General features: G+C 32.3%; 17 protein-coding genes, 1 rRNA gene and 1 other RNA gene. 2 read left to right on the top strand and 17 right to left on the bottom strand.

Features of this window, described 5'->3' with window-relative positions:
• From HKO22_RS02355 to HKO22_RS02315, 9 genes are all read right to left on the bottom strand, one after another.
• Positions 1-222: ribosomal RNA gene (locus HKO22_RS02355) — 16S ribosomal RNA — on the bottom strand; the annotation flags it as partial.
• A 408-nt stretch (positions 223-630) separates the two neighbouring features.
• A complete protein-coding gene (locus HKO22_RS02350; RefSeq protein WP_169968243.1) occupies positions 631-1,446 on the bottom strand; it encodes a putative ABC transporter permease in 816 nt (271 codons plus the stop codon).
• Positions 1,447-1,503: 57 nt separating this feature from the next.
• Entirely contained in the window at positions 1,504-2,025 is a 522-nt protein-coding gene (locus tag HKO22_RS02345; protein WP_169968242.1) for a LuxR C-terminal-related transcriptional regulator, read from the bottom strand.
• A complete protein-coding gene (locus HKO22_RS02340; protein ID WP_075659503.1) occupies positions 2,018-3,031 on the bottom strand; it encodes a LacI family DNA-binding transcriptional regulator in 1,014 nt (337 codons plus the stop codon). The genes HKO22_RS02345 and HKO22_RS02340 overlap by 8 nt, the downstream gene beginning before the upstream one ends.
• Before the next feature lie 10 nt (positions 3,032-3,041).
• Positions 3,042-3,935: a diacylglycerol/lipid kinase family protein gene (locus HKO22_RS02335; RefSeq protein ID WP_169968240.1), complete on the bottom strand. Its 894-nt coding sequence runs from the start codon at positions 3,933-3,935 to the stop codon at positions 3,042-3,044.
• A gap of 102 nt (positions 3,936-4,037) precedes the next feature.
• A complete protein-coding gene (locus tag HKO22_RS02330; RefSeq protein ID WP_075659505.1) occupies positions 4,038-4,532 on the bottom strand; it encodes a hypothetical protein in 495 nt (164 codons plus the stop codon).
• Positions 4,533-4,547: 15 nt separating this feature from the next.
• Positions 4,548-5,108, bottom strand: coding sequence for a YtxH domain-containing protein (locus tag HKO22_RS02325; protein WP_169968238.1), 561 nt, complete (start codon positions 5,106-5,108; stop codon positions 4,548-4,550).
• A 97-nt stretch (positions 5,109-5,205) separates the two neighbouring features.
• Positions 5,206-5,389, bottom strand: a non-coding RNA gene (gene ssrS, locus HKO22_RS02320) — 6S RNA.
• Positions 5,390-5,423: 34 nt separating this feature from the next.
• Positions 5,424-6,308, bottom strand: coding sequence for an RluA family pseudouridine synthase (locus HKO22_RS02315; protein WP_169968236.1), 885 nt, complete (start codon positions 6,306-6,308; stop codon positions 5,424-5,426).
• A 75-nt stretch (positions 6,309-6,383) separates the two neighbouring features.
• Between HKO22_RS02315 and HKO22_RS02310 the strand changes: the two genes are divergently transcribed.
• Positions 6,384-7,184, top strand: a complete 801-nt coding sequence (locus HKO22_RS02310; RefSeq protein WP_169968234.1) for an NAD(+)/NADH kinase — start codon at positions 6,384-6,386, stop codon at positions 7,182-7,184.
• Positions 7,185-7,269: 85 nt separating this feature from the next.
• On the opposite strand, the gene HKO22_RS02305 is transcribed toward HKO22_RS02310, so the two are convergent.
• From HKO22_RS02305 to HKO22_RS02290, 4 genes are all read right to left on the bottom strand, one after another.
• Entirely contained in the window at positions 7,270-8,865 is a 1,596-nt protein-coding gene (locus HKO22_RS02305; RefSeq protein WP_169968232.1) for a CTP synthase, read from the bottom strand.
• Positions 8,866-8,873: 8 nt separating this feature from the next.
• Positions 8,874-10,946 carry a glutamine synthetase III gene (locus HKO22_RS02300; protein ID WP_169968230.1) on the bottom strand — a complete coding sequence of 691 codons (2,073 nt, stop codon included), beginning with the start codon at positions 10,944-10,946 and terminating at the stop codon, positions 8,874-8,876.
• 121 nt (positions 10,947-11,067) lie between these two features.
• On the bottom strand, positions 11,068-12,285 hold the full coding sequence (locus HKO22_RS02295; protein WP_169968228.1) for a sensor histidine kinase: 1,218 nt from the start codon (positions 12,283-12,285) through the stop codon (positions 11,068-11,070).
• The gene (locus tag HKO22_RS02290; RefSeq protein ID WP_169968226.1) at positions 12,285-12,977 is read right to left on the bottom strand and encodes a response regulator transcription factor; all 693 of its coding nucleotides are present in this window, start codon (positions 12,975-12,977) and stop codon (positions 12,285-12,287) included. Before HKO22_RS02290 ends, HKO22_RS02295 begins: the two co-directional genes overlap by 1 nt.
• Positions 12,978-13,059: 82 nt before the next feature.
• On the opposite strand from HKO22_RS02290, the gene HKO22_RS02285 reads away from it, so the two are divergent.
• Entirely contained in the window at positions 13,060-13,983 is a 924-nt protein-coding gene (locus HKO22_RS02285) for a YihY/virulence factor BrkB family protein (RefSeq protein WP_169968224.1), read from the top strand.
• Here the strand turns inward: HKO22_RS02285 and HKO22_RS02280 are convergent.
• The 4 genes from HKO22_RS02280 to HKO22_RS02265 all read right to left on the bottom strand — a co-directional run bounded on the left by HKO22_RS02280 (position 13,980) and on the right by HKO22_RS02265 (position 20,709).
• Positions 13,980-14,582: a ComF family protein gene (locus HKO22_RS02280; RefSeq protein WP_169968222.1), complete on the bottom strand. Its 603-nt coding sequence runs from the start codon at positions 14,580-14,582 to the stop codon at positions 13,980-13,982. The two genes, HKO22_RS02285 and HKO22_RS02280, sit on opposite strands and share 4 nt — an antisense overlap.
• Positions 14,563-16,746 (bottom strand): SF1B family DNA helicase RecD2, encoded by a 2,184-nt coding sequence (gene recD2 / locus HKO22_RS02275; protein WP_169968220.1) that lies wholly within the window; start codon positions 16,744-16,746, stop codon positions 14,563-14,565. Before recD2 ends, HKO22_RS02280 begins: the two co-directional genes overlap by 20 nt.
• Positions 16,747-16,913: 167 nt before the next feature.
• Entirely contained in the window at positions 16,914-17,219 is a 306-nt protein-coding gene (locus HKO22_RS02270) for a PspC domain-containing protein (RefSeq protein WP_075659516.1), read from the bottom strand.
• Positions 17,220-17,283: 64 nt separating this feature from the next.
• Entirely contained in the window at positions 17,284-20,709 is a 3,426-nt protein-coding gene (locus HKO22_RS02265; RefSeq protein ID WP_169968218.1) for a pyruvate carboxylase, read from the bottom strand.
• Positions 20,710-20,801: the final 92 nt, after the last annotated feature.

Genomic DNA, 20,801 nt, shown 5'->3' with positions numbered 1-20,801 from the left:
ATCATTGTTGCATGTGCTTCTATGATTTTATTTGGTATTAATCCCAGTTTCCCGAGGCTATCCCAATGTCTAAGGTAGGTTACTCACGTGTTACTCACCCGTCCGCCGCTAATCCATTTTTGCTTCTCCCCGAAGGAAGTTGCTAAAATTTCATCGCTCGACTTGCATGTGTTAAGCGCGCCGCCAGCGTTCGTCCTGAGCCAGGATCAAACTCTCAATTAAAATTTGTATGACTCATTTGTTTTTTCAACTAAACGAATTTCTGGTTTGCTTTGTGATTCTTTTACGAATCTTGATTCTTTATGAATCTTTTATCTTCACACTATTTAATTATCATGTTTCTTGCTACTTTTGAAGTAGCTTATTTATTGTACTCTTGTAAGGTTTTTTTGTCAAGTATTTTTTTACATTTTTTTTAAATTCTTTTTTACTCAACTTTTACAAAAGTTTTTGTTGCCTCAAGTGACAACTTTTATAGTTTATCATTTTCAAACTATCTTGTCAACCGTTTTATATTTTTTATTTAAAAAAATAACAGTTATTTTTTCGACAACTGCTATATAATACTATTTTAATTTTTACTTGTCAATATTTTTTCTAAATTTTTATGTCTTTTTTTTAATTTTCCCTTTAATTAGTATTGCTGTATTGATCCTTTATTCTTTGTTTTAACTCTTCATAATTTCTTTGTGTATCCTCTAGTCTTTTAGTTAAATTTGGATAGGCTCTTAATAGTCTTCTTTCTCCTAATACTTTTTTCTTTTCTCTTAGTTCTTTTATTCTACTTTCAATTTCTACTATTTCTGCTTTATTTTTTAAGGCTTCTTGTTTATTTTCGATCTCTACAGTTTTATCGTAAACTTTTATTCCTATCATGTCTGATATTTTCCTTATATCTTTGCTAATCTTATCTATGGTTTTCATCTTTTGGTTTAATCCTATAATAGTATTAACTGTAGCTATTAAATCTATTGTCATTATTATCGCTAATCCTATATCCAAATATTTTAATGCGACAAAAGGTATTAAATCCACTAAATTTCTTACAACTGGATGAACTGCTTCGTATAATAAAAAACAAAACATCCCCCAAATCACCGAAAATTCAAGACAAATATAACCTCCTATATTTAGTTTTCTGTCTGAATAATCCCACCATCTTTCGTGAAATATTTTCTCTAGCAAAAATCCTGACAAAAACTCTATTAATGTAGCAATTAACATTGAACCCAAGAAAAGCACAAATTTATTTTTCTCTGCTATGTCTGTTAAAAAATATATTACTGATATAGCGCCAAAGCCGTAAATTGGGCAATAGGGTCCTGATAAAAATCCTCTATTTATAAATTTTCCAACTGTTACTGCGTGATAACTAACTTCTACAACCCAACCTACAAAGGCATAGATAAAGTAATACATTAGGTACAATAAAAAATATTTTTCCATTTCTCCTCTTATCTATTTAAAAATAATATTTTCTTTTTTCATGCTCTATTACTTTTATTAAATTTCACTATATTTTTTTAAAATTTCTCTTCTTCCACTGACTTTTAATTTTTTGTATAGTCCTGTGAGATTATTTTTTATAGTTTTATCGCTAATATAAATTTCCTTGGAAATATCCTTATTGGTTTTGCCCTTTAAGATTTCTTCTAATAAGTATTTTTCACGTTTTGTAAGAGATTCTATGTTTTTAATTTTTTTATTTCTATATTTTTTAAATTCATCAAGGCTCTTTTCTATATAGTTATATCCCTTTAAAGTTTTTTCTACTGCTTCAAGTATTTCTTTTTCACTTGTCCTTATACTTATTAAAGAGTAGTCAATGTTAATTGGAAGGTCTTTTTCATTTACTATTCTGATTTTTAATTCTCTTCTTTTGGCTAAGTTTTCATCTTCAAAAAATAAAAGGTCAAAAACTTCGTCTATTCCCTCATAATAATCGAGGACTTCATAATCCTTTAAAATGTTTTGAAGTCCTCTTTTTACAATTTCACAATTTGATTCAATAGCGATTTTAGTCATTTAAATTTTTTACACTTTCTCTTTCAAGAATTTCAAATGGAAGCACTACATTTTCTGAAAAGTCGCTATCTTCTTTTGCTATTTTCTTTAAAATTTTTCTAATTGAAACTGCGCCAATGTCATAATAAGGTATTTTTACAGTTGTTAGTTTTGGTCTATAGATATCTGAAATATAAGATCCTCCAAAGCCTGTTACTGAAATATCTTTTGGTGTCTTATAATTATTGTCTAAAAGCAAATTAATTAGGTGAATTGCAATTGTGTCATAGGATGTGAAAAAAGCTGTAACCCCTTCTTTTTTAACTGCTTCAATAATTTGTGCTTCTTCCTTTTCAACATCGCTTGCTTTGCGACCTTCTACAAATAGATTGATTTTCTTTAAGCCATGTTCTTCTATAGCTCTATTGTAACCTTCAACTTTTTTCTTTTCAAAGGTTCTATCGTAATCCTTCCTAATTCCTAGAGATGCAATGTTTTTATGACCCTTTTCAATTAACAAATTGACCATGTCGTAGCTAGCTTTTTCGTAATCTATTGTTGCAGAGAATTTTTCTACGTCGTAGAAATTGCTAATGATGACATAAGGGATTTTGCTTTCTTCCAATTTGTATTCAAGTTTTGGGTTGTGAAGGTTTGAAATTACAATTATCCCTTCTACTTGCTTTTGTGCCAATAGGTTTGCAAATTTCATTTCAGATTCAGCATCGCCATAGGAACTTGATAAAAGTATGTCATATTTATACATTCTTCCAACTTCTTCCACTCCTCTTAAAATCTGCGAAATAAAGTTAGAGCCAATGTCTTCTACAATTACGCCTATTAAGTTAGATTTTTTTGTGACTAAACTTCTAGCCACTTCGTTTGGCTTGTAATCCAAAACATCAATGGCGTGCAAAACTCTTCTTCGGGCCTCTGGGCTAACGGGTTTTGAGTCATTAATTACCCTCGATACTGTAGAAATGGAAACATCTGCCATTTTTGCTACATCTTTAATTGTAGATGCCATATTTTCCTCCTTATGGTACTATTATTTTTAATCTATTTTCCAACACCTTGAAATTCATTGGCAGTGTTGAAGTTTTTTCTCCATCAACGTCTATTGTTACATCGTCCGTTGATTCTATTCTTATATTCTTTGTCTTTAGGTAAATTATTTTATTATTATCTAAGTGCTTTCCTCCTACTAAGGATGCAAAAAGTTCAGGCACATCAGAAATTTTTATCTTCTTAAAAATTAAAACATCTAAATATCCATCAGAAACATCAGCAAAGGGCGCCATTTTTTTAAATCCACCAACTGAAGTTGAGTTAGTTATTAAAAATAAAAGTGCATCCACATTTCCTGACATTTCTTCACTTTCAACTCTCAAATTCATTGACTTTTGATATTTGAAAATTCTCTTTTCCAAAAGCTCTCTGGCGCCTTCAAGATAATATGCCATATTGCCAAGACTTGCTTTTTTTTCAGCTGTAACAGTGTAGGCGATTTCAGTTAACATACCTCCTGCTGCTACATTAATAAAAGCTCTATCACCAGCAAGCCCCAGATCAATAGTTTTTACATTGTAGTTTTTTATCATTTGATAAAATTTAAAAGGTGAAGTTGGAAGTCCTTGTGCGTTGGCAAAGTCATTTACAGTTCCACTTTGAAGAATTGCAAGAGGAGTATCTCTCTTTGAAAGATATATTCCATTTACAACTTCATTTACAGTCCCATCGCCACCGCTACATATTACAAAATCTTCTCCTGTGTAATTTGCGGCAAAGTTCTTGCCATCACCTTCTTCATGAGTAAATAATAATTCAATTTCATATTTATCATGGCTCATTAACTCAACTAATTCTAAAATTTTGCCAAGAGCTGCACCTCTCCCTGAATTGGGATTTGCAATTACCTTAACTCTTTTCATTTTTCTCCTTTTATGTAAGAATCATTATATCAAAATAAGATACATAGTGATTCTTATACTTTGAAAATAAAAGAAGACGAAGCAATAACTCCGTCCCCTAGATCATTTTAAAAAGACTTCTTTAAGTGTCTTTGCAACTTCTTTTATAATATAAAAATAGTCGATGGCGTTATTTGAACTAAGTGAAATAGTTTTTGCCGTATCAGAAATAACATCCGAAACATTCATAACAGTATTTGATACTTTTAAAGATGTATCATCGACCTTTCTTGTAATTCCATTGACAGTATCTGAAACTGATCCAACTGTAGCTACAACTTTTTCGATTTCTGGCTTCACGTCATTTACGAGCTTTGTGGCATCAGTTGAAATTGAATTTACATTTGTAGAAATATCCTTTGCATTGTCCATTATTGAAGGAAGTGTTTTTATAGTATGATCGATTTCACCTTGGTTTCTTTCAACAATTTCATTGATATTTTTTAGAATTTTAAAAACATTTATTAGCACTAAAAATAGTGCAACAAGTGCAGCTATCCCAGCTACATATAATAAGAAACTAAGTAGGCCACCTATTGTAAATGCTTGTTCTAACATTTTATGCCTCCCATCTTATTTTCTATTAACTTCTCTTTCTGCCTTGTTTTTTGTTTCCTCAACAGTTTCTTTTACATTTTCAGAAGATTTTTTAACCTCTCTCTTTATGTCTTCTGCACCTTCTTTTAAGTCTTCTTTAACATCATCAGCGGTATCTTTAACTTCTTCAGTTGTGTTTTTTACATCTTTTTTAATATCTTCAGCTCCAGCTTTAACAACTTCACCAATTGCCTTTGCTTTTGCTTTTGCTACTTCAACATCTTCGTCAAATTCATATTTTTTAAGGACAGCTCTATCTCTTAAATCATTGTAAGTTTTTTTAGCTTGTTCGCCAGCTTGATATGCCTTAAATTCAATGGTATCTCTTGCATCATTAGCTGCATTTATAGCTTGATTAGCTGCTTCCTTGGATTTGTTCACAATATCTTCACGAGTCTTTTTGCCCTCTTGTGGTGCAAATAAAATTCCACCAATTGCTCCAAGTGCAATACCTGTACTTATTTTAGAAATATCCTTTAATCTTCTTCTTCTAGCTGCTTCGTTGCGCTTTTCTTCTAAATAATCAAATAATCCCATAATAACTCTCCTCATTTATTGATTTACTAATTTTTTACCCCTTTTATTTAAAAGTCAATCAAAATGTGTTCAAAAACAATAAATTTATAAATAAATAGTAAAAACCGCAATGCCGTTACCTGATTAATTCACCCCGCCCATTTTCATGGTGGGTCAAAAACTTGATAGTGTCTTCTGACTTCCGCTCAAAGACGGCTTGTCATATCTCACTGATACACAGTTTCCCGTGTTCTATTTGTCGGTTGAATTAAAAAGGATTATTTCGCACATCGCAGAATTTACCTAATTAAATTATAACTCAATGAAATTGTTTTTTCAATAAAGAGCAGGAAAAAAATGAAAATCTCCGGGAACCTTTGCAAATATTTCTATTTCTTTATTATTCCTTGGAAGTTTAAGCTTTAAAGAGTAGGAATGAAGTGCTTGCCTATTTATAAGTTCTGATCCTTTGCCATAAAGACTATCTCCAAGAATTGGATGACCAATATAACTTAAATGCACTCTTATCTGATGTGTTCTTCCCGTGTGGAGTGTTAACATTACAAGGCTCATGTTTTTATACTCTCTAAGAACTTTATAGGAAGTAAGGGACTTTTTGCCAATTACATAATTTATTTCTCGCTTAATATTGTCTTCACTTTTGGCAATAGGGGCGTCAATTATTCCCTCTTTTTCCTTGAAAGTACCCTCGCAAATAGCCAAGTATTTTTTCTCAACGCTTTCTTTAAATTCCCTTGAGATTTTATCTTGTGAAAAGGAATTTTTTGAGACCACAACTATACCCGATGTATCTCTATCCAATCTATTTATAAATCTAACTTTTCTATTTATATTATTTTCTTTAAAATATCCACATAGATAATTAAGAAGTGTACCCTCGCTGTCGTCCTTGGCAGTGTGTGTTACCATAAAGGGTTCCTTGTTTATTAAAATCAAATCCTCATCTTCATATAAAATATCTAGATTTTTATTTTCAATTTTTCCATTTGGAACTTCATCTTCAAATCTAAGGGAAACTATATCGTTTAATTTTATTTTTTTATTTGTTTTAACACTTTTACCATTTAGGTAAATACTTCCACTATTAACAGATTTTCTAATCAAGCGAGAGGATACTCCACACTCCTTTAGGTATTCATTTATCTTAACTTCTTTAGTTGCTCTAAAGCTTAAAAAATCCTTTTGATTTAATCTATACATTTTACACCTCTAGTCAAGGGAACTTTATTCGTTTATAATATAAATAATAAAGAAAAAAATCAAGGGGGTTTAACCTTGTCAAAAATTATAAATATACTTACAAATGCAAATTTTGAATCTAAAAAAACTGCTACGAATTTGCACAATGTTTTAACAAGATATGGCTACGAACCATTTAATGGTTTTAAAAAAAATGCCCTGCTTTCCATTTGCATTGGTGGCGACGGTTCTTTTATAAAGGCAATCCACAAAAATGATTTTCCCGAGATGCCCTTTGTGGGAATAAACACAGGTCATCTTGGATTTTATCAAGAGATAAAGCCCGACGAAATTGAAAAATTTGTAAAAGAATATAAAAATGGCAATTATAAAGTAGATGACATAAAATTAATTCGTTCAGACATTTACACAAAAAATAAAGTTTATAAATTTTATTCAATTAATGAAGTCGTACTAAAAGCAGCTCACTCAAAAACTATTCACATGAATGTCTTTATCGACAGAAATCACGTTGAAAAATTTTCTGGAGATGGCATACTAGTTTCCACACCATCAGGTTCCACTGCCTATAACTTTTCTAGCGGAGGAGCTATTGTATATCCAAGCCTACACGTGCTTCAAATGACACCAATATCTCCAGTTAACTCTGCTGCCTACCGTTCTCTTGGGTCTTCTGTAATAGTTCCAGGTGCTCACACAATTTCTCTAGTTGTAGAAAAGAGATACAAGGATTCAAACTTACTTTTAGTTGACGGTTCGGAATATTTCTTCAACAATCTACACAGAGTAAACATTAGGCTTTCAAATAAAACAATAAAAAAACTCGTCTTCTCAAATAATTCCTATTGGGATAATTTAAAGGACAAGTTTCTATAAAATTCCAAGAGAAATCTTGGGATTTTTTATTTAAATTTTTCTGCAAAAAAATCTCACCCATATATTAGTATGGATGAGGTTTTCATTAATTTTTATGCTTTATAGCCGCTTTTACAAATCCATTAAATAATGGATGGATTTTTGTAGGCCTTGATTTGAATTCTGGATGGAATTGACAAGCTACAAAGAAGTCATTGTCTTTAAGTTCAATAATTTCTACAAGGTCTTTGTCTTCGTTTATCCCCGAGAAAACTACGCCAGCTGATCTGATTTTTCCTCTAAAATCGTTGTTAAATTCATATCTATGTCTATGTCTTTCTTTTATCTTTTCTTCTCCATAGAGTTCATAAACTAAAGTACCTTTTTCTATTGTGCATTCGTAATTTCCAAGTCTTAATGTTCCACCAACATTTTTTACATCTTTTTGATTTTCCAATAAATCGATTATAGGATAATTCGTCTCCGGATTTATTTCTGTTGAGTTTGCATCCTTAAACCCCAATTTATTTCTTGCAATATCTATTAATGCAATTTGCATTCCATAGCAAATCCCAAAATATGGCACATTGTTTTCACGAGCATACTTACTTGCCATGATCATTCCTTCAGTTCCTCGAGAACCAAAACCGCCTGGCACGATTATTCCGTCAAGTCCTTCTAATATGCTTGCATCTTTTTCAATTTCTTCAGAATTAATCCACTTGATATTTACTTTATATCCATTTTCACAACCTGCATCAGTTAGCGCTTGGATAACAGACAAATAGGCATCGTGAAGACTTACATATTTTCCTACAAGTCCAATTTTAACTTCACCCTTGACATCTTTAAATCTGTCGACCATTTCTTTCCACTTGCCCTTTGACGCTGGTCTGTCTTCGAGCTCAAGTTCCTTTAAAATGTAATCATCTAGATGCTGTTCGTGGAAAACTAGGGGAACTTCGTAAATTAAATCTACATTAGTTGATTGAATGACTGCTTCCACAGGAACATCACAGAATAGTGAGATTTTCTCTCTAAGATCTTTTGTAACAATGCCATTTGATCTTACAATTATTACATCTGTTTTTATTCCATTACTCATAAGTTCCTTGAAAGAATGTTGCGTTGGTTTAGTTTTAAGCTCATCTGAACCTGGAATATTGGGAACAAGAACTGCATGGACAAATAAAACATCGGACTTATTATTTTCAGAGTGAATTTGTCTTATCGCTTCTAAAAATGGAAGGGATTCAATATCGCCAACAGTCCCACCAATTTCTGTAATTACAACGTCAGCCTTTGATTCCTTTGCCGCTTTATATACTGCATTTTTAATTTCATTTGTTATGTGTGGAATTACTTGAACAGTTGCTCCGTCATAATCGCCACGTCTTTCTTTTTCAATAACTGTCGAATAAACTTTACCAGTTGTAATTGAAGCACCCTTAGTTAACTCTTCATCGATAAATCTCTCGTAATGTCCAAGGTCTAGGTCGGTTTCCGCACCATCCTTAGTTACGAAAACTTCTCCATGTTGATAGGGACTCATAGTTCCTGGATCCACATTTAGATAAGGGTCGAACTTTTGCATAAATACTGAAAGACCTCTGTCCTTTAAAAGTCTTCCAATGCTTGCAGCAGAAATCCCCTTGCCAATTCCTGAAACAACCCCACCTGTAACAAATATAAATTTAGTCATAATTCCTCCTAGCTTAGTGAATTAAAGATATCTTCATAAGATGGCAGCGTAATATTTTTTCTTGAAATCAATTTTTCCATTTCATCTGCAACCTCTCTCGTGGCAAGAAGTTTTGTTGCAATATTTCTTTCAACATACTCCGCCTTTTTGTAAATGTCATCTATTTCTTTTGAATGTGAAAGCAAAATTTCTATTTCTCTTTCACATTTAATTAACTTTGTAATCATCTTATCTATTTTATCATACTTATCAGAAAGCATTTCATTGTTTTTAAATTTCAAAACTTCTGACAAATCTTTTAACTCGGCAATGCCCATTGGGACAATATCTTTTTCAATCATGGACATCATAGTTTTAGCCTCTAAAGTATGGTAAATCACAACTTCTTCTAAGTTTACTTCGTAGCTTGCCTTTATTTCTTTTTCTGTGTAAATTTCTCTTTTTAAGAAAATATCTGTAAAATCAAAATCCTTTAAGGATACTAAAGCATCAAAATAAGTCTTGTGATTAGCAAGTCCTCTTCTCTTTGCCTCTTTTCTCCACTCATCAGAATAATTGTCCCCATCACAAATAACCCTGTCGTGCTCTTCCATAATTTCCTTTATAGTCTTGAGGACAACTTCTCTTAATTTATTGTAATCATCTTTATAGGGTTCAAGTTTTTCATAAATTTTTGACAAGGAATCAGCAATAGCACAATTTAATGCAATATTCAAATCAGAACCAGTCTTTGATGATCCAAGCATTCTAAATTCAAATTTATTTCCAGTAAAGGCAACAGCTGCAGTTCTATTTCTATCGCTAGAATCCTTTGGAACACTCAAAAGATTATAGCCACTAAAAATATTTTTATTTTCTTTTTTATATTCAATTTCTTCTTTTATGTTTCTAAAAAGTTCTTCTAAATCACTTCCTAAAAATAGTGAAACTATTGCAGGAGGTGCTTCATCTGCACCAAGCCTAAAATCATTAGAAGTTGAGGAAGCACTTACCCTTAAAAGACTTTGATATTTATCAATTGCTTCTATAAGCGCTGCCACAAATAATAGGAAAATATTATTATTATAAGGGTCTTCACCTGGTTCAAATACATTTAATCCATAATTTGTAACAATGGAATAATTGTTGTGCTTTCCAGAACCATTTACAGTGGCAAAAGGCTTTTCGTGGAAAAGGCACACTAAATTATTTTCTAAGGCAGTTTCTTTTAAAATATTCATAAGAAGTTGGTTATCGTCAATTGCAACATTTACATTTTCAAATAAAATTGCCATTTCAAATTGATTAGGTGCAACTTCATTGTGCTCTGCTTCAGAATAAATTCCAAGGTCATAAAGTTTTTCGTCCACATCCTTATAAAATTTTTCAACTCTAGCGGGAATTTGACCAAAATAGTGATCGGATAATTCTTGTCCCTTTGGAGAAGGAGCTCCAACAATAGTTCTTCCAATATTTTTTAGGTCACTTCTCTTATTATAAATTTCTTTATCCACTAAGAAAAATTCTTGTTCAAGACCAACTTTCACTCTCATCCTATAAGCATACTCATCTTTGTGAAATAAATTTACAATTTTTACGCCTTCATTGCTTAAAATCTTTGTAGAATCAATGAGCGGTCCTCTCTTGTCTAATTTTTCGCCCTTGTATGACATAAAAATTGTTGGAATATAGAGGACATTTCCAATTATAAAAGAATTTGCAGTAAGGTCCCAATAAGTATATCCCCTTGCTTCAAAGGTAGACCTCATTCCTCCACTTGGAAAAGAAGATGCATCAGGCTCTCCCTTGACAAGCTCCTTGCCAGAAAATCTATTTATTGGTTCACCGTCAGAAGTTCTAGAAATAAATGCCTCGTGTTTTTTTGCAGTGTGACCACTTAATGGTAAAAACCAGTGAGCAAAGTGAGTTGCACCATTTGCAAGAGCCCAGTCCTTCATTGCGTGTGCAATAGCATCTGCCGTTTCTTTGTCTAAATCCTTTTCATTTCTAAGTGCATCCTTCCACTTTAAATAAATTGGATATGGTAGTGAGTCCTTCATCTTTTTTTTGTTAAAACTTTTTATACCGAATTTTTCAATCATAATTTCCCCCATAAAAGTCCTGAAAATAAAAAAATGGCAATTAATTAAAATTGCCATTATGAAAAACCTGTGGTTTCTTTTTATTTTATTTCAAAAACTATTCTTTGTCAATAAAATATAATCACTCTGAATCCTTTAAAAGTAGTAGGTGAACATCGAACCACTGCCCGTGAATTGAAATTTTTACATCGCCTCCAAGTATTTCAGAAAGATTTTTTACGATATTTAAACCAAGCCCCGACCCCTCAGAATGTCTTGACCTATCTGCCTTTAAAAGTTCTTCAAAAAGTTCGTCACTATTCATATTTAATTTTTCTGCCATAATATTCTTTATATAAAACTCAACTGTGGACTGCCTTTCGATTACCCCTGCAAGTACCTTTGTGCCTTGTTTTGAATACTTTACGGCATTTGACAAAAGATTTTCCACAATTCTAACAAATAAATTGACATCTGTATAAATTAAAATTTCATCACTTGTGGAATTGTACAAAAAATCTAAATCTCTTTTCTTAAAGAGGGAATCATAGTCTCCGTAAATTTGTAAAATCATTTCATTAAGTTCAACTAAAGATTTTTCCACAGGAATGTCCCTCGTGCTAGTTTTTGAAGCAAAAACTAAATCAACAATTAAATCCTTAAGTCTTGTTGAATTTCTCTTTAAAATGCTCAAAAATTTCTTTGCTTCGTCGTCAAATTCATCTTTCTTAGACAAAAGATCTGCATAATTTATTATTGAGGTAAGAGGCGTTTTCAAGTCGTGAGAAATATTTGTGATAAGCTCTATCTTTAATTTCTCCGACCTAAAATTTTCTTCCAATCTCTTTCTGTCTCTCTTTTTAAAATCTTCCATTAAAATTGTGATTTTTTCCAAATATTCATTTTCAAAAGGCTCTGGAATTACAAAATCATATCCATAGAGTATTGACTCTACTAGTTCAATGGATAAGGTGTTTTGTGCAAACTGAATTTCCACAGTAAAAACTGCTCTAAGAATCATAAAAAGAAGAACATTTAAAAGAACTATTCCCTTTGTTAAAAGACTATAAAATAAAATATATAGAATAAATAATGTCACATTTAGGGTTCCAAAGAGCCTAAAATTCTTAAATTGTCTGTATTTAAAAAGATTGTATGTGAAACAAGTATCCACAAGCTTTTTCCTTTTAATTTTTAAAATTATAATTAAAAGCGTGACAATCCAAGAGATAATGAAGTGCTTGTTTATGTTTAAAAGTTCAAAAATAATTACACAAGATGCAAAAATATTTTCCACAAAAAATTTATCTGAAATATTTATAAAAATGTCCTTAATATATTCTCTTATATCAGAAAACATTACTTTGCCTCAATTTTATATCCCATGCCATACACTGATTTAATCAAATCCGGTTTTCTTGGGTTTATCTCCACCTTGTCGCGAAGATGAGAAATATGCACTGAAATAATTTTTCTGACATCAATTGCTTCTTCTTCCCAAACCCTTTCGTAAATTTCATTGGAAGAAAAAACTCTTCCAGGATTCTTTACTAAGAGATATAAAATTTTGTACTCGTAAGGAGTTAAACTTACGACTTCATCTTCCACTCTAACTTCCTTTGATTCGTCAGATATGCTAACTCTGCCGATTTTTAAATCTCCCGTCTTTATATCTGATGCACCAAGGGAAAAATATCTTCTTATGAGAGAATTTACCCTCGCAGTAAGCTCCACCGCATTAAAAGGCTTAGTTATGTAATCATCTGCACCTACATTTAAGCCAACAATTTTATCTGTAACTTCACTTTTTGCTGAAAGCACAATAATTGGAATATTTGTAATCTCACGCATTTTCATAATAAGTGTAATACCATCCATCACTGGCATCATTATGTCTATTATAGCAAGGTGTATTTCATTTTTTTCTACAATTTCAAGAGCAGTTTCTCCATCTTCAGCAGTAAAAACTGTGTAGCCCTCTGCCTTTAAATAAATTTCTATTGCATTTAAGATGTCTTTCTCATCGTCGCAAACTAATATATTATAATCCATAATCATCATCCTTTACTCTATTTTATCATGTAATGAATTGTTATCACACAAAAATTAATATATAATACAGAAGAGGTGTTTAATGAAATTCTTAAATAATTACATAGATAAAGTTAAAGACAATAAGGTCTTTACTTTCTTTGACAAATTAATATATAGAATAATAAATCACGACACTTTTTCCTATGGAGGAAGTCTCTCATATTTTTTAGTTCTATCAATTTTTCCATTTTTAATTTCCCTGATTAACGCAATTAATTTTTCAGGAATATTAAATCCAGATTATATTTTTTCACTTATAAAAGTTTTGCCAACTGACATACAAAATATTGTGTCAAATTTTTTAATTGAAATTCAAAATTCATCTTCAGGATCTTTTTTCACAATTTCCTTTGTAGTAGGTCTTTTCACTGCGTCCACTGCAGTTTTTAAGCTAATAAATATTATAAATTTATCCTATGGCTTTGCTGAAAAAAGAGGTTTTATTAAACTAAGACTTCTTGCACTGTTTTTTACAATAGCACTTATTATAATGTTTTTTTTATTAATATTTACTCAAATCTTCGGCGAAATTATTTATGTAAATGTGATGAATTATCTTGGCATAAAAAATGAATTTTTTGACAAAATGTGGCGAATAGCAAAAAACGCAATACCTATTTTATATATGTTAATTACCTTTGTCCTATTATATAAGTTTTCACCTTCTAAGAGTGGCGAAAACATGGTTACTTTTAAGGGTGTCCTTCCAGGTGCAATTTTTTCTACAATTGGTGTAATAATAGCCTCCATTGTATTTGGTTTTTATGTAACAAACTTTGGGAAATACTCCATAACCTATGGCTCCCTTGGGGGTATTATTATATTTTTGGTTTGGCTATATTTACTTTCCATAATTATATTAATTGGCGCAGAGATAAATTCTACCCTCTACTCAATGAAAAACTTTAAATCTTTAAATCATTGGCCAAGACATGATTCCATATTTAAAAATTTTAATAACTAAGCAATTTCTGTGGCTGCAATAAGTGCAGTCACTTTTTTTACGCCTGAAGCCCTTGCGATTTTTGTAAGTTCCTTTATTGTTGCACCCGTTGTGATTACGTCATCTACAATAATAATTTCTTCTGGAATTTTTATAACTTTAAAGGAATCTTTTAAATTTTCTTCACGTTCATGTTTTTTTAAACCAACTTGAAATTTTGTATCTATTGCTTTCTCGAAGACATCCTCGCATTTTAAATCCAACTTTTTTGCAATATCTTCCGCCAATATTTTAGATTGATTGTATCCCCTTTCTCTTTCCTTATATTTATGCATGGGAACATAAGTCAAGACTTCACTACTTAAATTTTTCTCCAAAAGCTTTTCTATCATAATTTCAGAAATAATTTCTCCATATGCCAGCTTTCCCTTAAACTTAAAGTCAATTATAAGCTTCTTCATTATTCCAGAATAAGTTGAAGATACAATTAAATCCTCTAAACCATCAATATTATAATAAAATACTGGGTCTTTATTGATTAAATCAAAACAATCACTGCAAAGTCCATAATTATTTACAATTTTCCCACAAATAGGACAATTATTTTCCAATAATTTCATTTTGTCTCCTCAATTTTTTTGCCAAATTGGAATATCTCTTCACAGTTTTATTGTTTTCAATCATTTTTACTAAATATTCACTCATGCCCACAAGGACAACTGCCTTTGACGCTCTAGTAATTGCCGTGTAAATTAAATTCCTTGTAAGTAGCATTGGTGCCGCTCGGTAAAGAGGAATTACAACTACTGGAAACTCACTCCCCTGAGATTTGTGAATAGTCATGGCATAGGCAAGTGCCAATTCATCTAGATTGTCAGAATTATATTCCACGCTTCTCACATCGTCAAAAATTACTGTTACTTTTTTGTTTTCCTTGTCAATTTTCGAAATATAGCCTAAGTCGCCATTAAAAACGCCTTTTTGTATATCTTGATAAAACTCATTTTCCACTCTTGTCTCAAGTTCATAATTGTTTTTTGTCTGAAGAACTCTGTCGCCAACCTTGAATTTTTTCCCGAGAATTTCTATAAATTCTTCGCTATTATTTAAGTGGTCTTGAAGCACTTTATTTAAGTTAATTGTACCGTGATTTCCCTTTTTAGTTGGAGTTAACACCTGCACATCTGCTTCACTTACATTAAAATAGTTGGGAAGCCTAGTCTTTACTAGGTCTTTAATAATTTCCAGACCCTTCATCTCTCCTCTTTCAGAAATCATAAAAAAGTCGCCCTCATTTAAAATTGGCATCTCTCCCTTATTTATTAAATGGGCATTTTTTACTATCATGGATTGTTCTGATTGTCTAAAAATTTCCTCTAAGTTCACAGATTCAATTATGCCAGATTTTAAAATATCCGCTAAAACATTTCCTGCACCCACAGATGGAAGTTGATCCTTATCTCCAACTAAAATAAGTCTAGTTGGACTCTCAATTGATTTTAATAAAGTTTCCATTAAAATAATATCAACCATGGACACTTCGTCGAGGATTAGCACATCACACTCAAGCTCTTCAATGTTTGAAAATCCTATGTCTCCTGCAAATCCAATTTCAAGTAGCTTGTGAATTGTAAAAGCATCTCGTCCCGTCTGTTCCTTCATTCTCTTTGCAGCACGTCCCGTTGGAGCGGCAAGTTTAATGACTTTGTCCATGGATTCAAAGATGTCGATTAACACTTTTAGAGTCGTGGTCTTGCCTGTTCCAGGCCCACCAGTTATTACAAAAACTCCTCTATTTATAGCCTCTTTAACGGCCTTTCTTTGCGTCTTCGAAAGTTCAATTTCTCTAAACCTCTCTGTCTCAATAATTTTTTTATCTATGTCAATTTCTTCTTCAAAGGAAATATTTAAGTCCTTTAATTTTCCCGCAACATAATTTTCTGCGGCAAGATATCTCGCAATATAACAGTTGTAATTTTCGCCATCTCTTTCCACGAAAAAGTTTTTCTCAAGAGTTAATGTCTTCGCAATTTCGTCTGTATTTTCAAACTTTAAACCTAAAATATTTTCTGAAGCTCTAATTAATTTATCTAGCGGCAAATAAGTGTGTCCATCTCTATTTGCAAGCATGAGGGCGTACTTTAACCCTGCAATCTTTCTAAAATCAGAATCCTTTTTTACACCAATACTCTCTGCAATTTCGTCAGCCTTTTTAAATCCAATGCCCCTAACTCTTCCGATTAAGTCATAGGGATTTCTCATGACAATTTCTATGGATTCGTCGCCATATTCCTTGTAAATTTTTAAAATTATAGCTGCCGGCAGATTATACTTAGAAAAGTATAGGAAAATTTTGCGCATTGCATATTGTCTATCTAGCGCTTCCTTTATGTCCTTATATTTTTTCTTTCCAATTCCCTCCACAGACAAAAGTCTTTCTGGATTCTTTTCTATTACGTCCAAGGTTTCATCCTTAAATTTATTTACAATTCGCTCTGCCATTTTTTCACCGACATGAGGTATCATTGAACTTGAAAGATAATTTATTATTGCAGCTTCGCCTTCTGGCATAATTTCTTCCATTTCTATAAAGGCAAACTGCTCTCCATATTTGTTGTGATATGTAAAATCTCCCGTGAATTTATATTTTAAATTTGTTTTTAAAATAGTAGCAGAACCAACTATTACAAGATCTCCATCTGTTGAATTTATTTTTGCAACAGTGTATCCATTTTCTTCATTTCTAAAAATAATTCTCTCCACAATTCCTTCAAGAGTAATCAATTAAAACACCTCGTGATTATTGTATCAATAATTTGCGATTAAATACAGAAATAAATACAGATATTAACACAGACTTTAATATAATATGCTATTATAAAAACTTTTTAAAATAAAACTAAGAGTATTTTACAAAATAAAAAGAGACCCGAAGGTCTATCAGGTCTCTCTTAATAAAAATCTTCATCAGATTTTTTCTTTTGTTCTTCATAGGTATTTCTGTAATTTTTTTCATAAGAATCCGTCTTTGGTTCGCTAAATTTCTCCCCATAACTTTCATCAATTATATTTCCATGAGGTTCCGGTGGAATAATAATTGCAAGTGCAATATAAACCCAAATGCTAAGTCCACCTGGCACAATTAATAAGAAGGCAATAATTCTTACGATTGTCGAATCAATCCCTAAATACTTTGCTATACCACCGCATACCCCTGCGAGTATAGCATCATCTCTAGATCTATATAGTTTCTTCATTTTACACTTCCTTTGTACATTAAATAAACTAATCCTTTTTTTTAATTACCCAAGAAGAAATTTTTTATTCAAAGGACAAAAGCAGTTCTCCACTTTCCACCATGTCGCCCTCTTTTACAAAAACATTGGCTACTTTCCCATGGATATTGGCAACAATATTAGTTTCCATCTTCATGGCTTCTGCGATAAATAGTTTGTCGCCCTTTTTAATTTCATCGCCTTCTTTTACCAAGACTTTTACAATTTTACCTGGAATAGAAGACCCAACTTCCCTTTCATTTTTTGGATCGGCATAAATTTTTTCTTCTCCAAAATTTTCTTTGTCCTTAACAGTTTCGTCCTTGATATTAATAGTTCTCCTTGAGCCATTTATTTCAAAAGTTAAATTTCTAGTGCCATTGTCCAAAAGTTTTCCAACTTCAATTAATGTTACGATCAAAGTTTTGCCCTCTTCAATGGAAATTTCTGTACTTTCACCTTCCATTAGTCCGTGGAAAAATACATCTGAACCAATTTTTGTAACTTCGCCATTTTCTTTTATATAGTCGATATAATCGTCAAATACCTTTGGATAAAGTGCAGAAGAAATTAAATCTTCTTCCCTTGGTTCTATTCCCCTTTCTTCCAAATGCTTTTTGATTTTATCAAAGTCTTCATCTTCCAAAAGCTCACCAGGGCGAACTGTAATTGGCGTTTCTCCCTTTAATATCATCTTTTGTAGTTTTTCTGGAAAACCACCATAAGGTTGACCCATCATTCCTCTAAAATAAGTCATTACAGAATCTGGATAGTCTAGATTTTTGCCCTTTTCCAAAATATTTTCTGGAGTAAGATCATTTTGTACCATGAAAATTGCAAAGTCGCCTACCATTTTTGACGAAGGAGTAACCTTTACAATGTCGCCTACCATTTCATTTACACGCTTATACATTTCCTTTACATCTTTAAATTTGTGGCCAAGTCCGAAACTTTCAACTTGCGGTTTTAAGTTTGAATATTGTCCACCAGGAATTTCATATTTATAAATTTCTGTAGTTCCAGATTTTAAATCAGATTCAAAATTTTCATAGACAGGTCTTACTGCTGCCCAATATTTTGAAATATCTTCAGCTTTATCTAGGTCAATTTCTGTATCTCTGTCTGTATTTTTAAGAGCAGCTACAACAGAATTTAGCGCAGGTTGTGAAGTAAGTCCACTCATGGAGTTTACCGCAGTGTCTACGATGTCGACGCCAGCTTCTGTTGCTTGTAAAATTGTTGCAACCCCATTTCCAGTAGTGTCGTGAGTGTGAAGATGAATTGGCAGTCCAATTTCTTCTTTCAAATTTTTTATCAACTTCTTAGCTGCATAAGGCTTTAGTAGTCCTGACATATCCTTTATTCCAATTATATGTGCACCAGTTTTTTCAAGTTTCTTCGCAAAGTCCACATAATATTTTATAGAATACTTGTCTCTATATTCATCTAAAATATCGCCTGTATAGCACATAGTTGCCTCTGCAATTTTCCCATTTTTAAGAACTTCATCAATAGAAAGTTGCATACCCGGTAGCCAATTAAGGGAATCAAAAATTCTAAATAGATCAATTCCATTTTTTGAAGATTGCTTTATAAATTTAACTACTACATTGTCAGGATAATTTTTGTATCCAACAGTGTTGTTGCCACGAATTAGCATTTGTAAAAGCATATTTGGCATCTTTTCACGGAGAATTTTTAATCTTTCCCATGGATCTTCGTGCAAAAATCTGTATGCAACATCAAAAGTTGCTCCGCCCCACATTTCCACAGAAAATAATTTGTCCATGTTGTAGTTTAGTGCCTCAGCAATCTTCACAAGGTCAATAGTCCTCATTCTAGTCGCCATAAGCGATTGATGAGCATCACGCATAGTTGTATCAGTGAGAAGAAGTTTTTTCTCCTTTAAAATATGTTCCTTTAATTTGTCCCCACCAAGCTTGTCAAAAATTTGCTTGTAGCCTTCAAAATTTTTCTTTTCAAATTCTGGAACTTGTGGCACATCAAAATTCTTTTCCAAAGTTTTGTTGTCATTTACAACTCTTTCGCCAATAATCTTCATAAGCCTTAGTTCTTTGTCCTTTGAGGATTTTATTTCAAAAAGTTCTGGATGCTCTTCGATAAAACCTGTATCACAAATTCCCTCTTGAAACTCCTTTGTATTTAAAACATTTAACAAAAATCCAATATTTGTCTTTACTCCGCCAACTTTTAACTCAGATAAGGATCTCTTTGCCTTTCTAATTGCATCCTTCCAAGTCCTTGCTTCAGTAATGACTTTTACAAGAAGTGAATCGTAATAAGGAGAAATTACTGCACCAGTAAACCCATTGCCGCCATCAAGTCTTACTCCAAACCCAGATGATGATCTATATAAGTTAATTTGTCCCGTGTCTGGCATAAAATTATTTAGCGGATCTTCCGTTGTAACACGACATTGAATAGAAAATCCTCTGTGTTCAATTGAATCTTGTCCCTTTATTCCAATTTCTTCACTGTCAAGTCTGTATCCCATGGCTATTAAAATTTGCGACTGCACAATGTCGATGTCCGTGCACATCTCTGTAACAGTATGTTCAACTTGAATTCTTGGATTGACTTCTATAAAGAAGTGATCTCCCTTTGAATCCACTAAAAATTCCACAGTACCTGCGTTAGAATAACCAATTGATCTAGCAATTTTTAGGGCATCTTCACAAATTTCTTCCCTAAGCACCTTTGGTAGCGAAAAAGCTGGAGTGTACTCAATTACTTTTTGATGTCGTCTTTGAATTGAACAGTCCCTTTCATAAAGGTGGACAATATTTCCATATTCATCGCCTAAAATTTGCACTTCGATATGTTTTGGCTTGTGAAGATATTTTTCTATAAACATCGAATCGTCACCAAAAGCTTTTTTCGCCTCATCCTTTGCAGATTCAAATTTTTCCAAGAGCTCATCTTCACTTTCAGCAATTCTCATTCCTCTACCGCCACCACCAGCAGCAGCTTTTATCATTACAGGGTAGCCGCAAGACTTTGCAAACAAAATTGCCTCTTCCTCATTTTTTATTGGCCTTTCAATACCAGGAATAGTTGCAACTTTCGCTTTTTTTGCAACAATTTTTGAAGTTATCTTGTCGCCAAGCTTTTCCATTACTTCTGATCTTGGACCTATAAAAGTAATTCCTTCTTCTTCACATTTTTTAGCAAATTCAGGATTTTCAGACAAAAATCCATATCCCGGATGAATTGCATCTACGCCCTTTTTCTTTGCAAGACTAATTATCTCATCGATGTCGAGATAGGCATCAAGGGGCGACTTTCCCTTGCCAATTAGATAAGATTCATCAGCCTTAGTCCTAAAAAGTGCAAGCTTGTCTTCTTCAGAATATATTGCAACTGAGCGAATCCCCAATTCTCTAGCAGCCCTAAATATTCTAATTGCAATTTCACCACGATTTGCCACTAAAATTCTTTTGAACTTCTTCATAATATCCTCCCTTTAGTTTTACATATTATACATCAAATATAGACTAAAGTGTAGAATCAGCAAATAAAAATCTGAATTTCCCTAAACTTGCA

Source organism: Peptoniphilus faecalis, from assembly GCF_012976305.1.
GTDB classification, from domain to species: Bacteria; Bacillota; Clostridia; order Tissierellales; family Peptoniphilaceae; genus Peptoniphilus_A; species Peptoniphilus_A faecalis.
Note: the sequence above shows the minus strand (reverse complement) of the source record. Positions and strands in the feature narration are given on the sequence as shown.

Bases quoted from the DNA above. Each gene is read 5' to 3' on its own strand.
- HKO22_RS02340 (WP_075659503.1), bottom strand. From the start codon at position 3,031: ATGGCATCTACAATTAAAGATGTAGCAAAAATGGCAGATGTTTCCATT.
- HKO22_RS02270 (WP_075659516.1), bottom strand. From the start codon at position 17,219: ATGAAGAAACTATATAGATCTAGAGATGATGCTATACTCGCAGGGGTA.
- HKO22_RS02295 (WP_169968228.1), bottom strand. From the start codon at position 12,285: ATGTTTTCTGATATAAGAGAATATATTAAGGACATTTTTATAAATATT.
- HKO22_RS02330 (WP_075659505.1), bottom strand. From the start codon at position 4,532: ATGTTAGAACAAGCATTTACAATAGGTGGCCTACTTAGTTTCTTATTA.
- HKO22_RS02345 (WP_169968242.1), bottom strand. From the start codon at position 2,025: ATGACTAAAATCGCTATTGAATCAAATTGTGAAATTGTAAAAAGAGGA.
- HKO22_RS02290 (WP_169968226.1), bottom strand. From the start codon at position 12,977: ATGGATTATAATATATTAGTTTGCGACGATGAGAAAGACATCTTAAAT.
- HKO22_RS02280 (WP_169968222.1), bottom strand. From the start codon at position 14,582: ATGAAATTATTGGAAAATAATTGTCCTATTTGTGGGAAAATTGTAAAT.
- HKO22_RS02305 (WP_169968232.1), bottom strand. From the start codon at position 8,865: ATGACTAAATTTATATTTGTTACAGGTGGGGTTGTTTCAGGAATTGGC.
- HKO22_RS02335 (WP_169968240.1), bottom strand. From the start codon at position 3,935: ATGAAAAGAGTTAAGGTAATTGCAAATCCCAATTCAGGGAGAGGTGCA.
- HKO22_RS02315 (WP_169968236.1), bottom strand. From the start codon at position 6,308: ATGTATAGATTAAATCAAAAGGATTTTTTAAGCTTTAGAGCAACTAAA.
- HKO22_RS02300 (WP_169968230.1), bottom strand. From the start codon at position 10,946: ATGATTGAAAAATTCGGTATAAAAAGTTTTAACAAAAAAAAGATGAAG.
- HKO22_RS02265 (WP_169968218.1), bottom strand. From the start codon at position 20,709: ATGAAGAAGTTCAAAAGAATTTTAGTGGCAAATCGTGGTGAAATTGCA.
- HKO22_RS02285 (WP_169968224.1), top strand. From the start codon at position 13,060: ATGAAATTCTTAAATAATTACATAGATAAAGTTAAAGACAATAAGGTC.
- HKO22_RS02325 (WP_169968238.1), bottom strand. From the start codon at position 5,108: ATGGGATTATTTGATTATTTAGAAGAAAAGCGCAACGAAGCAGCTAGA.
- HKO22_RS02350 (WP_169968243.1), bottom strand. From the start codon at position 1,446: ATGGAAAAATATTTTTTATTGTACCTAATGTATTACTTTATCTATGCC.